The sequence below is a fragment of the Vibrio sp. Isolate30 genome (assembly GCF_022397975.1).
GTDB lineage: Bacteria > Pseudomonadota > Gammaproteobacteria > Enterobacterales > Vibrionaceae > Vibrio > Vibrio fortis.
Genome location: NZ_JAKEUS010000001.1, coordinates 1280779 through 1293685 on the forward strand (window position 1 = coordinate 1280779; position 12907 = coordinate 1293685).

Genomic DNA, 12907 nt, shown 5'->3' on the forward strand with positions numbered 1-12907 from the left:
CCCTATTCTCACATTTTTTAAAATTTACACTCTGTTAAACAATAAGTTGTATTATCATTACGTTAGACAAACATTATGAGTCAGATTGCATTGACACAACTTCTCCACACACATCACCAATATAAGGCGCTTTTTTTAAGTCTTGTGACCTTTTTTACCTCTTTCGCTAGCTATGGTGATGAAGAGGTAAGCTTTTATGGTCAAAGAGGTGTCACGACTGTGGAAGAAGGAGAGCAAGTCGGATCTGCAACATCACCTAAGACTCAATACTATCGAAGAGTGATTGCGCCACCGATTGTCGAGGAGCAACAAGAGCTCATTTCAACAGCCCCAGCAATTAAAGACGCGCCAATAAATCATCATCAATCGACGGTTTTAAAAAAGATAGCTCCCATTCCGCTGAGTCGAAATGAACTGTTACTGGCAAAAAAAGCCGAGTATTACATTCAGAGAAATTTCCACAAAGAGACCGGACTCTGGAATTCGGTTCAAGGTTATAGCCATACGACCATGTGGGATGTGGCCAGCGGTATAGCTGCGACACTCGCATTAGAAGCGCTAGGCATGAAAGAGACCGAGCAAGTACATTATGAACTAGAGAAAACTCTGTCTACTCTAAGCTCGTTCCCACTCTATAAAGACACGCTACCGAATCGTGAATACAGCACCAAAACCGGCTTTCCCTCAGGACGACTGAGTGAAACCAAGAGCAACGGCAATGGTTGGTCTGCATTAGACATAGGTCGGCTTTTGATATGGCTAAAGATTTTGGAGCAACAACACCCGGAATTATCGCCAAGCGTACAAAAGATAGTTACCCAGTGGGATCTTAGCCGCGCAGTTCACAATGGCACTCTATATGGTGCCAAACTACATAAGAATCGAGAACACTACCGACAAGAGGGAAGAAATGGCTATCTCCAATATGCCGCTGAAGGTTTCAAAATGTATGGGTATGACTTGCCCTTTCCTGATTTAAATGACTATCTAGAAACTATTGAAATTGATGGTATTGATATTCAAATAGATTCTCGTAACGTTCCTTTTCTCACCAGCGACCCTTATGTTCTTGCGAGTATTGAATATCAAAGCGATGCAAGTTGGAGCCAGCTAGTCCCATTTTATGAGCTCCATAAGCAAAAATGGAAAGATACCGGCATCATTAGTGCATACGCAGAAGACGCCATGAGCAAGAATCCATGGTTCGCTTATAACAATATCTATTATTACGGCAAGGCTTGGACAAGCGTTAGCCCGTCAGGAAAAACCATTGAAAACCCACAAGTTCTTAGCAATAAAGTCGGTTTTGGTTTTAGTGTCCTCTTTGACGATGAGTTTAGTGATCAGTTATATCAGGAAGTGCTAGATAGCAGTTTAAAATTTCGAAGTATTCCCGCAGGTAAATACACCAATGGAGGAATAAATTCATCATTAAACATCAACACTAACTCCCTCATTTTGGTAGGGCTTTGGTACAAGTCGAAAGGTCGTACACCCATCCTAAATTAATACCTTCTTCAAATAGTTACCTGTCCCACACTTCATTCAAATTTCATCAAATAAAATTTCCAATTTGGCCAGTTTATCCTACTGTTTGAATATGCGTGTAGTTGGATGGAACCTATATGTCTACAAAAACAATATGGAATAACTTGTCAGTCAAACACAAACTCTTCGGCTTAGTACTACTTCCTATCTTCTTGCTGCTGTTCCTTGCGGGTAGACAAGCACTATTCTTAACTGAACAGTTACATGACTTTGAACGAACTAATAAGTTAGCTGTTTATTTGCAAGATATATCAATACTTTACAGGAGTACACTCGCTCCCGACCCTACCAGTTTTGTGGCTCAAAGCGCTCAAGCAAAAGAGGAGCTCAAGACCCTATCTCCGATCATATTCCGTGAGCAATCAAATGAGGTAAACCAGCTGCTTTCTGACTTTAGCGAAGCAACATTGTCGACCATGGAAGCTAACGACAGCTTTGATAAGCTGGACGCGATCGAATGGCAAAGTGACCTCTACAAGCAACTTTTGTTATCCATTGAGCGCGTACCATTTGAAGTCACTAAACGTGAGATTCAACAACACTTGAATGCGCTCCAGCAGTTGGAGTGGCTCTCATTTTGGTCGAATGAAGAGTTTAAGCTAAGTACCTCGCTGATCGACATTTTTCAAAACCACCAAGAATATGACCCTGAATTAGCCGAACAGATACAAACATTAAGTGAAAGACAACAGTTGTTCTTAGAACGTTTCATTACTCTCAATGCCAATGAAAACCAAGTGGCACAAATGGTAGAAGTGTTCCGCAACGAGGTTTTCATTCAAAGTCAGGATATTAGAAGCGCCCTATTAAGCTCGGAAGCTATCAGTCAATTGTCGCCAGAAGAGATAAGTACTGGTTTGATCGCGATGAGCGCTAGACTGAATCTACTCCAAGATTTATCAAACATCATTAAACGAGAGTTCCAAAATGAAGTAGAACTCGCGATCAGCAACGCACAGATGCAAAGAACCCTATTTATAGGATTAGTAACGCTACTCGCTGCAGTTGTGATGGGGCTGACTATCAGCTTAGCTCGACAAGTAACAAACAACTTAGGTTTAATTCTGAGTTTCCTTAAGAGTGAAAACGAGCGAGAGCGCCCTTCCTTGGAGAAACTTGTTCAGGGTAAAGATGAGTTAAGTTTGTTTGCACAACAAGTTGAAAGACTCACCATTGAACGAGAGCACGCCAAAGAGAAACTAACATTAGCTAAAGAGGACGCAGAAAAAGCGAAAGACGATGCCATTCAGGCGAGTAAAGCGAAAAGTAGTTTTCTGGCCAATATGTCCCATGAAATCCGAACACCACTTAACGGGGTCATTGGTATTTCTGAGATCTTATCCGATACTCAGCTTACACCGACACAACGAGACTATGTCGACACCATTGACACTTCGTCGCACCTACTCCTTAGCCTTATTAATGACATTCTCGATTTCTCAAAAATCGAATCGGGAATGCTACTTATAAGTCCTCACTCGGCCTCAATCCGTGAATCGATTTATGACATTGCTTCGATTGTTGCTCCGAAGGCTAAAGAGCAAAAAATAGAACTCAACGTTAATATCAGCGCAAACACGCCAAGTCGTGTCATGATCGATGACCACCGCTTAAGACAAGTGTTGATGAATTTTATGTCTAATGCGGTGAAATTTACTACTGAGGGTTCAGTTACTCTATCTATTGATACCCTGAACAACAGTAGTTCGAGTATCGCCAATGACGATGACGCACCCCAAAGTCGCAGCGTAAAAGTACGCTTCTCTGTTCGCGATACTGGTATAGGTATCGATGAGAAACAACAGAAACAGATATTTGAACCCTTTGCTCAAGAAGATGATTCTACTACCCGTCAATTTGGCGGTACGGGACTTGGCTTAGCCATTAGTACCCAGTTAGTCGAGTTGATGGGTGGAAAGATCCAGCTTGATTCAGTGAAAGGGGAAGGCAGTTGTTTCTATTTTGATCTTGAACTGCCCGTTGACGTGGATGCAGCTAAACCGAGCACTGCCACTTCCAACATTATCTTGATTAGCAGCAATCAAGATCTTACACAGCGAATTAAGCAAGAATTGGAGTTCTATTCACTCACTCTATCCAAAACATCAAACACACCGAATGAGCTCCCAAGCCTACTCGATGCTGTAGATAACAGTAAGCCGACAACCATTATCTTTGGTGAAGAGCCTCATCTTCAGGCCAGCGATTATGCGAAACAACTAGACGATGCGAGCGGTAAGGGAGCGAAGGTCTGTCTTATTCGTTCGTTTTTGAGTGAACCTGTTGACCTTGGCCCAAGTATCACCGCTCAAGTTTCACAGCCACTACTCGGTCTAAGATTAATCAAAGCTCTAGAACATTGTGATAACCAAGGACAAGCTGAACGCTCTGAGAATCGCGTATTGAAGCAGTGTGCTTCACAGGTAATTTTGATTGTTGAAGACAATAAAATAAATCAAAAGATTGCAGGGCTGCATGTCGGCAAAAGCGGCTACACGTTTGAGTTTGCCAACAATGGCCAAGAAGCCGTTAATATGTATACCAGTAATCCAAATTACGCCGCTATTTTAATGGACTGTATGATGCCGGTTATGGATGGCTTCGAAGCGACTGCCAATATACGAAGAATCGAACAAGAGATTAACTCTTCACGCCGTATACCAATCATCGCACTCACGGCCAGTGTTATCGATGACGATATTCAACGATGTTTCGACGTAGGCATGGATGACTATATTCCCAAGCCGTTTAAGTTTGAAATGTTAAAAGAGAAAGTCATTTCAGCGATTCAAGCAAGTAGCCCTATCTTACAAGCTCAGCAATCCAAACCTGAAGAGCAGATCGCGACAGTAACACCTATCAATAGTGTGAAAGAGCCTCAGCAAACTGAGCCACACGTTTCAGTACCGCAACCTTCAGTACAAAGTGCTTCAGCGCCCAAAGAAGAGGTAGAGAGCATTGTCGCTAAATCTGAAAAGATTCTGTTAGTTGAAGACAATCGCGTAAATCAAAAAGTCGCATCTGTGATGCTCAAAAAGGCCGGATACTCCTATGAGATCGCTGACAATGGGCAAATAGCTGTTGATATGTATCGAAAAGACAATAGCTACGATGTGATTTTGATGGATTGCATGATGCCAGTGAAAGATGGGTTTGCTGCAACTCGAGAGATTCGTGAACATGAACAGAGCTTCGGCCTGAACAAAACGCCGATTATCGCCCTCACCGCAAGTGTCATCGATGATGATATCCAAAAATGTTACGACTCAGGTATGGATGGTTACGTCGCTAAACCCGTTCGAAAAGACAAACTGTTTCACCAGATTGAAAGTGCCACAAATTAGGAGTATCCAATGGACTGGCGAAATACACTTACCCAACTTCAACATAGAACAATCAAACCTGTTGTTCTTGGCCTCTTTGGTTGTTTGTTATTAATGAATCCCGCTCATGCCGTAGGCGAATACGCCATTTTTTCACTTGATTCTGAGTTTCAAGAGATAACGATAAACAAAGCAAGGAAACTCTACAGGGGTAAAACCAAACGCTTGAACGGCAAACGCGTAGAGCTTTCTGACTGGCCAGCCAATACCAGTGAAAGACAAGATTTCTATCAACTGCTGTTAGGCAAAAACACCGCACAGATGAATGCACATTGGGCAAGCCTCTCATTCTCCGGTAAGGCAAGACACCCGAAAGAGATTAAGGCCCCAAACCCTGAGAATCTCATTAATTGGTTAAACGACAAGCCTAACCGCATCGGTTACGCGCCATTAGATTCCATCCCTCAAAACGCCAATGTGCTCTACGTAATTAGCGCGGAGAAATAACGATGAAAAAAATAGTAACGTCAGTATTAGGTTGTGCTCTCGCCTCTCCTGCTTTTGCGGTTATCGAGCTCACAGACAGCTTGTCTTTAAGTGGCTTTGGCTCAACATCATGGGCAAGATCAGATAACGATACCCTTTTAATGATCAATCGCGGCTTTACAGACGAAAACTGCTACGACTGTGACACAACATTCGGTCTTCAACTCGATTATTACCTTAATGCGTTAAGAGCGTCCGTTCAGGTGGTCAAGCGACCACAAGACGACTGGAGTGATCCTGCATTAGAGTGGGCTTACATCGGCTACGAATACAACGATTTTGATTTCAGTGTAGGTCGATTGCGCCTACCTCTGTTCCTAGCATCGGAATACTATTACGTTGGACAAGCTTACATGACGGCTAGGCCACCCACTGAGGTATACAACAGTATTCTCGGGATAACCGCCTTTAATGGTGCTAAGGTTTCTTGGAACTATGAACTGACCGATGAAGCTAGCCTTCAATTAACGCCTTTTTACGGCATCAAAGACGAAAACGAGGTTGAATTTGATAGCACGACCGATATCAAATTTACGACCAATCGAATGTTTGGTATCAACATGGTGATCAGCGGAGAAGATTACCGTTGGAATGCTGCGTTCCTCGACTCTAACTTCGACCAAAAGCTGACGATTGCTGGTATCGGGCCTCTACCAACAAGTGAAAATCAACATATTCAGCTATGGTCACTAGGTACTGAATACGAATTTGGAAGTGCGGTTGTTGCAGCAGAGGCGCAAACCAATGACTTTTCATCATCGTTCTATACCAGCTTTGGTTACCACATAGGTTTATTTACGCCTTATGCGGTTTATGGTGCGCAGTTTAATGATCATGAGCACCTGTCTGGTAATAGCTATACCTTAGGTGTTGATTACGATGTACTTCCAAATGTATCGCTCAATGGTGAGATACAATATTTTGAAGCACGCAGAGGCTCCGGTGCCTTTATTGATACCCCAACTGACGATGATGCAATGCTGTATACCATCATGCTCAATTTTGTTTTCTAAACCTGTGAATCAATGGGTACTAAAAGAGCTCAACCAAGTTGAGCTCTCTTTATTCGTTAGCTAGGGTCGATGCGCTTCTCTTCTAGCTGTTTGATCACGTAATCTGGTGCAACTTTACTCAGTTCCATTAAACACTCATCGCTCTTGTCGTTACCGTAACGGACGTAGATGTCACACACAGCGTACAACTGCTCTGGCGACCCCGAAATCATATAGGCTTTCTCAAACGACTCTGTCGATTTATCGATACTCAAAGGTTCTTGAAGTACACCGTTAAGATACCAGTAGTAGCTATTGTTTTCGGCTAAGTGAGCCGCTTTCTCGATTTCAACAGCAGCGGCATTTTTATCCTCTAAACGTACAAGCGTCAGCGATTTTGAGTAGTGCAATGCTGCATTGTCTGGCAATTTTTCAAGGCCACGATCCAATATGCGCACGGCTTCTTTATCTTTACCTTGGGCACGATAATTATCAGCAAAGCTCAACCAAACTTGCGAGTCAGCCATTCGAGTTTTAACAAGCTCGATATAGATGGTTTCCGCTTTTTCTGGCTCTCCAGACCAACGCAGTACATCAGCCAAAAGCAGCTGATACTCTTGGGTCGTTTGTTGCTCCAAGAACTCAATCAAAGACGTGACAGGCTGATCCAATTGAGCTTTCTGCTCTTGCGTCATCACACTGTAATCACGTACAAGGTTAGAAGCTGCACTGTGCTGAACCATTTTCGATTCATCATTCAATAGCGGAGAAATCAGTGTCCAGCGATGCTCGAATGGATAAGGCGCTGCACCAATAACTGCCGCCTCACGTACTTCAGAGTTTGAATCTTTCAACCCTCGCGCCACAGCTACAAGTGCATTTTGGCTTGGATATGCCCCCAAAGCTCGCAAAGCACCAGTACGGTTTTGTATGGACTGCGACTGATCTTGCGCCATGTATGAGAGCTGTTGAATTCGCTGCTGTGGATCATTCGAAAGCTCGCCTGTAACTTGGGTTTCAGCAGGCACCAGCATTGTCGAATCGACTTGTACTTCACTTGAATTGTTAGCTGCTGCAAAGCTCGACGTTGAAATCGTAAGAGCGATAACTGTCGCTAAACTTCTTTTAATCATCATAATGCCTCGTTCCAGTTAAAACTTAGTTTCGAATGTCGGTTGCTGGCGACGGTGAGCAATTAACGCAGCGTCACTGAATTTGCCGTGTGCGACCGGGTGTCCCATCGCACGCAGAATATAAGCCATTGACTTATCAACATGAGAAAAGAACTTATGCCAGCCTGCACACAAATAGTTTAATCCTGACTCACCATCACGAGTTTTGATGAATCTATTTTTCGGGCACTCACCATGACAGGCAAATTTGTAATCACACTTCTGGCACTGGCTTGTCAGGGTTCTCGACTTCGCAAAACCAAAGGTTTGTTGCGATGGGCTGTAAGCCATTTGATCGAGCTTTTGATGGTGGATATTGCCCACTTTGTATTCAGGATACACATAGTGGTCACAAGCAAACACGTCACCATTCGGCTCCATAGCTAAGCCCTTACCGCATAGCTCGTTCAAAGTGCACAATGGGTTTGGACGTCCCATCCACGTTTCTACGCTGGCCTCAAAATACTGTACGAAAACCTTACCAATGTCGTTTCTCGCCCACTCATCGAACACAGCAATGAGGAAGTTACCCCACGCGAGATCAGATACACACCACGACTCCATTACTGAATCTTTATGACCCGGTATCAGTCGTTTGTCACCTTGGGTAAGTTGCGCGTCGAACTCAGACGTCTGTGGTGCAACCGTGCGGAAGGTTTTCTGCTCAACAATAGGAATAAACTGCATCTGCGGCGACTTAACCACGTCGCGCAAGAAACGATACACTTCCAATGGGTTCTGACTAGTAAGGTTGTTGACGCATGTGAGGGTTGCAAATTTCACTTGGTATTTATGCAGCAGATCAACCGCAGCCATTACTTGCTTAAATGTGCCACGACCTGCTTTGTTGGTGCGGTAGGTGTTGTGTAATAACTCGGGTCCGTCAATGCTAAGACCAATTAAAAAGTTGTGCTCAGACAAGAATTGACACCATTCATCATTCAATAAGGTGCCATTGGTTTGTAAGTCGTTCGATATGATGACGCCTTGCGGCTGATATTTTTTCTGAAGTTCCACAATCTTTTGGAAGTATTCAAGGCCAAGCATGGTTGGCTCACCGCCTTGCCACGAGAAAATGATTTCAGGGGTATTCTGACCTTCGATGTATTGGCGGATATAGGTTTCTAGTGTTTCATCGTCCATCTTTGGAGAACAACCTTTCTTGTACTCCAACAAATCCTGCTTACTTAGGTAATAACAGTACGTGCAATCTATGTTGCATGCCGCACCAATTGGTTTCGCCATAACATGTAATCGTTTTGAAGCCTTACCGTTATATTGAGGACCTTGAGTAATATGCATGATTCATGTACCTATTTTTAGTGTCTGAGCTCATAATAAAACGCCTTGCTATCAGTAGCTTGTTATACCCTTTATAACTAATTGGAATGACCTAAACGGGTAAAATTAAGCCTCTCCCATTCGATAGAGGCTTCACATGAAAAGCTTAAATTACAGACACTTAACAACTGCTGGCAGCATATTAGTTGCTTTAATGGTTTCTGGCTGTGCGACGAATCCTGAACACCCTGTTGCTCAACGTATCAATCAAGACATGGTACTGGTCGAAGGCGGCAGTTTTACTATGGGTTCAGACGCCGATTACGCGAAAAAAGCTGAAACACCAGCGCGTGAAGTCACCGTAAACAGCTTCTATATCTCCAAGTTTGAAGTTACCCAAGAGATCTTCGAATCTGTCATGGGTTCATCAATGAGTTACTTCCCTAATCCACAAGTGCCAGTGAACAACCTAAGTTGGCAACAAGCCGTCTATTTCGTTGAACAACTCAATGAACTCACCGGTGAAAATTACCGTCTACCAACGGAAGCAGAATGGGAGTTTGCTGCCAAAGGCGGGAATAAAAGTCAGGGATATATCTATAGTGGTTCCAACAACTTAGATGACGTTGCTTGGTATTCAAAAAACTCAAAAAATAGTGCTCATCCAGTAGGCTTAAAACAACCTAATGAACTAGGCTTATATGATATGACAGGCAACGTTGGTGAGTTTGTTATCGATGCGTTCGATGATACCTACTACCGATACGCACCTTCCGACAACCCGAACAATGCCAAGCACAGTGATATTGGCTTGTCACATAAATCTGTCCGTGGTGGAAGTTTTGCCTACGACAGTGTTGAATCTGAAAGCTTCAGACGTGACTTTGCAAGCCAGTCTATCACCATGTCAGATATGGGCTTACGCCTAGTAAAAGATCAATAACTATTACATTACGGTCGGCTAAAGTCGTCCGTCATGACATAACTGATGGTTATAAGGAAGCGGAGACGAACTAAAACACCATTGTCTCACACTACTTATAACCATTGTTTGAACGTCAGTGACAATAACAACTCTCAAGGGTACGCTATGCAATATGCAAAACTGTCTGGACTCGCTTTAGCGCTTGTCTGTTCCCTACCTACACTTGCTTCAGAAAAACAACCTAATTTAGTACTTCAAATTACCGTCGATGGACTTCGTGCCGATCTCTTGGAGCGATACCAACACAACTTTGGCGAAGGTGGTTTTCGCTACTTAATGGAAGATGGTACCTACTACACCAACGCACACTACCAACATGGCAATACCGAGACCATTGTTGGTCACGTTTCTTTAGCAACAGGCGCTCCACCAAGCGTGCATGGTATGGTCGGTAATGTATGGTACGACCGCAGCCAAGAGCGACTGGTATATAACGTTGAAGATGCAAACTACAACATGTTGACCTCAGGTGCTGGCGTAGATAAAGCGACAGAAATAGACCCAACGCAAAAGGCTGCAGGTGGTGATGGTCGATCGCCAGAGCCTATTTTATCCACGACCTTTAGTGATGAGCTGACAATTTCAAACAGCGGTCAATCTAAAATTTTTGCTGTATCCGTTAAAGACCGCGGCGCGATTTCTCTTGCTGGGCATAGCGGCAAAGCGTTTTGGTTTTCTAAAGCACAATCCGAGTTTGTTACCAGTAATTACTACTATGATGAGTATCCAGCTTGGGTTGAGCGCTGGAACGAAAAGGCCATTCCTAGTCAATATTCCAAGCAGAAATGGGATCTATCACTTCCAAGAGAGGCTTACACTCTAGAAGAGCACAATCCAGACCATAAAGTAGAGCTTGCTGGCTTCCAGCGCACCTTCCCTCACCCTTATGGTCCATCAAGCTACAAGTACTACAGTACTATGCTAACTGTCAGTCCTGCTGGTGACGAAATCACAGAAAATTTTGCTAGCACCTTGTTGATGCAAGAAAAGCTTGGACAAGGTAAAGCGACTGACTATCTATCAGTGAGCTTTTCGTCGAACGACTATGTTATTCACCTTTACGGTCCAGAAAGTCTGGAAGCGGAAGATAACCTGATTCGATTAGACAAAACCTTAGCTAAGCTACTCAAAAACGTCGACAATCAAGTGGGGTTAGAGAATACCTTAATCGTGTTGTCTGCTGATCATGGCGTACCTGAATCTTCGCCAGCGGCCAATGCTCTAGGCTTCACCCAAGCTCAATACTTTAACAAAGATGCGTTGTTGTCTGCAGGTGTTGAGAAACGACTTAAAGATGAGTTTGGACTCAGTAAAGATGCGATTCGTCTTTATGCTCAGCCTTACGTCTACCTAAATCATGATTTGATCAAAGAGAAAAATGTCGACTTAGCAAAAGTACAGGCAGCGATCGCTGATGAAGTTTCAAAAGTGGAAGGTGTCGCTTATGCCGTGTCGAGTACAGACATCGCGGCCAATCGAGTACCAAATACACATATTATGGACCTGATTAAAAACAACTATCACCCAGCTCGCTCTGGTGACGTTTATATTGTGTTTGCCCCTCGCAGCTACATCAATGATATGGAAGGGTTACAGATCGCTTCGACTCATGGCTCGCCATGGCGCTACGATACGCATGTTCCCGTTATTTTCGCAGGTTATGATGTGAAGGGGCAGAAAGTGTCGCGAAGCATTACGCCATATGACATCGCTCCGACCCTATCTAATAAGCTAGGTATTACTCAACCAAGTGGTGCAGTTGGTGAAGTTCTGTCAGAGATCACCGAGTAATCAAACCCGCTTATTTCACAATTTGAGTGTTTGAATATTAATAAGAGCCGTTTATCTAGAAAGACCTATTGAGTCACTCTACATAAACGGCTCTTTCACATTGAGAGCGATGAATAATCATCAATGACGATTATTCATCAAAAGTATTAGTGCTTTCCAGAATAACGAAATGCTTCTTCCGTTAACTTGTCTAGTTGGTCGTCATTCATTTTATTATGTACAACGGTGATTCTTCCCAGATAAACCAATGGCACTTCTGACTCTCGATTTTCTAGGTGAAATTTAATCGCTTCTGCCGTTGCAACACCGAGGTCATCGCTCATTCGCATCGGTGTCGCGTCAAGCTCATCAGAACGGATTTTCTCGATCTCTTTCGCTGTTCCGCCCCACCCTGTCACGTAGATATCTGATGACTTTCCTGCCTCGTTAAGCGCATCAATCGCTCCGATCGTCATCGCGGTATTGGCGTTGTGTACCATTGTTACTTCCGGGAAGTTACCTAAAACGAGACGAATGCCATCTGCGCCGCCAATTTTCTGATACTGACCAAAATGTTCATACACGGTCAGCCAATTCCCCTTCTCTTCAACACAATCAATGAAGCCTTGCGAGCGTTGCGTGTCGGTTATCCCTGGTATTCCACGATTGGCAGAAAACTCAACATCTTCCCCCAACTCCTTCACAACATGATCGCACAGCACTTCAGCACCCATCGTACTTGAGAAATCAAACCAACTATCCGGTTGGTGAATCCACTGCTCATTGGGTGTATGAAATGCCCATATAAAGGTCTTAAAGCGATCAGATGCGGACAACCGCTGAATATTCTCCGCCTGCAATCCTAATTCCGATGGACCAAAAATCACAAAGTCATAGGGAACTTCAGAAGCGAGCACTTGCTCGATGTATTGAGTTTGCAGTGAATGCTCAATCTGCTTAGAGGTGAACTGGTCAATTTCAAACGGCAACGCCAAGGCGATAAGTCGCTCCTTCAATGCCACATAGTTTCTTATCCAAAAGTCAGAAATATCTGCACTTGGATAAATTAAGGCGATTCGAACGGGATTTTCGAGCGTCTTTGACGCTAAAGCAATGGGTTCGCCACTGACAGTCTCTTGAAACTTCTCAAGTTTTTGTACATCTGCCTCAGGTCGCACCCCGTCAGCATTGCTAGTAAAAGAGAGTAAAGACCCTACAGTTAGTAGGATCGATAAAAGGTTTTTATAACGCTGACCCGGCATAAATGTTACCAAAAGTTTGAATGTTTAT

At 43.6% G+C, this 12907-nt stretch carries 9 protein-coding genes; 6 read left to right on the forward strand and 3 right to left on the reverse strand.

Annotated elements, in window-relative coordinates:
• Window positions 1-75 precede the first annotated feature (75 nt).
• The 4 genes from L1D60_RS05585 (at window position 76) to L1D60_RS05600 (ending at window position 6430) form a co-directional block, all read left to right on the forward strand.
• Entirely contained in the window at window positions 76-1509 is a 1434-nt protein-coding gene (locus L1D60_RS05585; protein ID WP_239840117.1) for a DUF3131 domain-containing protein, read from the forward strand.
• Window positions 1510-1625: 116 nt separating this feature from the next.
• Complete coding sequence (locus tag L1D60_RS05590; RefSeq protein ID WP_239840118.1) at window positions 1626-4892, forward strand: response regulator; 3267 nt, start codon at window positions 1626-1628, stop codon at window positions 4890-4892.
• Between the two features lie 9 nt (window positions 4893-4901).
• On the forward strand, window positions 4902-5378 hold the full coding sequence (locus tag L1D60_RS05595; RefSeq protein ID WP_239840119.1) for a hypothetical protein: 477 nt from the start codon (window positions 4902-4904) through the stop codon (window positions 5376-5378).
• Window positions 5379-5380: 2 nt separating this feature from the next.
• The gene (locus tag L1D60_RS05600; RefSeq protein WP_239840120.1) at window positions 5381-6430 is read left to right on the forward strand and encodes a porin; all 1050 of its coding nucleotides are present in this window, start codon (window positions 5381-5383) and stop codon (window positions 6428-6430) included.
• 56 nt (window positions 6431-6486) lie between these two features.
• Here the strand turns inward: L1D60_RS05600 and L1D60_RS05605 are convergent, their stop codons facing one another.
• Window positions 6487-7542, reverse strand: coding sequence for a hypothetical protein (locus L1D60_RS05605; protein ID WP_239840466.1), 1056 nt, complete (start codon window positions 7540-7542; stop codon window positions 6487-6489).
• An 18-nt stretch (window positions 7543-7560) separates the two neighbouring features.
• Window positions 7561-8883, reverse strand: a complete 1323-nt coding sequence (locus tag L1D60_RS05610) for an anaerobic sulfatase maturase (protein WP_239840121.1) — start codon at window positions 8881-8883, stop codon at window positions 7561-7563.
• A gap of 136 nt (window positions 8884-9019) precedes the next feature.
• Here L1D60_RS05610 and L1D60_RS05615 point away from each other — a divergent pair, with 136 nt between their 5' ends.
• Window positions 9020-9805 (forward strand): SUMF1/EgtB/PvdO family nonheme iron enzyme, encoded by a 786-nt coding sequence (locus L1D60_RS05615; RefSeq protein ID WP_239840122.1) that lies wholly within the window; start codon window positions 9020-9022, stop codon window positions 9803-9805.
• Window positions 9806-9952: 147 nt separating this feature from the next.
• Window positions 9953-11638: an alkaline phosphatase family protein gene (locus L1D60_RS05620; protein WP_239840123.1), complete on the forward strand. Its 1686-nt coding sequence runs from the start codon at window positions 9953-9955 to the stop codon at window positions 11636-11638.
• Between the two features lie 146 nt (window positions 11639-11784).
• Here the strand turns inward: L1D60_RS05620 and L1D60_RS05625 are convergent, their stop codons facing one another.
• A complete protein-coding gene (locus L1D60_RS05625) occupies window positions 11785-12879 on the reverse strand; it encodes a substrate-binding domain-containing protein (protein WP_239840124.1) in 1095 nt (364 codons plus the stop codon).
• Window positions 12880-12907 lie beyond the last annotated feature (28 nt).

What these genes read in the sequence shown, in the direction of transcription:
- L1D60_RS05595 (WP_239840119.1), top strand. Translation starts at nt 4,902, where the DNA reads ATGGACTGGCGAAATACACTTACCCAACTTCAACATAGAACAATCAAA.
- L1D60_RS05585 (WP_239840117.1), top strand. Translation starts at nt 76, where the DNA reads ATGAGTCAGATTGCATTGACACAACTTCTCCACACACATCACCAATAT.
- L1D60_RS05620 (WP_239840123.1), top strand. Translation starts at nt 9,953, where the DNA reads ATGCAATATGCAAAACTGTCTGGACTCGCTTTAGCGCTTGTCTGTTCC.
- L1D60_RS05590 (WP_239840118.1), top strand. Translation starts at nt 1,626, where the DNA reads ATGTCTACAAAAACAATATGGAATAACTTGTCAGTCAAACACAAACTC.
- L1D60_RS05615 (WP_239840122.1), top strand. Translation starts at nt 9,020, where the DNA reads ATGAAAAGCTTAAATTACAGACACTTAACAACTGCTGGCAGCATATTA.
- L1D60_RS05625 (WP_239840124.1), bottom strand. Translation starts at nt 12,879, where the DNA reads ATGCCGGGTCAGCGTTATAAAAACCTTTTATCGATCCTACTAACTGTA.
- L1D60_RS05610 (WP_239840121.1), bottom strand. Translation starts at nt 8,883, where the DNA reads ATGCATATTACTCAAGGTCCTCAATATAACGGTAAGGCTTCAAAACGA.
- L1D60_RS05605 (WP_239840466.1), bottom strand. Translation starts at nt 7,542, where the DNA reads ATGATTAAAAGAAGTTTAGCGACAGTTATCGCTCTTACGATTTCAACG.
- L1D60_RS05600 (WP_239840120.1), top strand. Translation starts at nt 5,381, where the DNA reads ATGAAAAAAATAGTAACGTCAGTATTAGGTTGTGCTCTCGCCTCTCCT.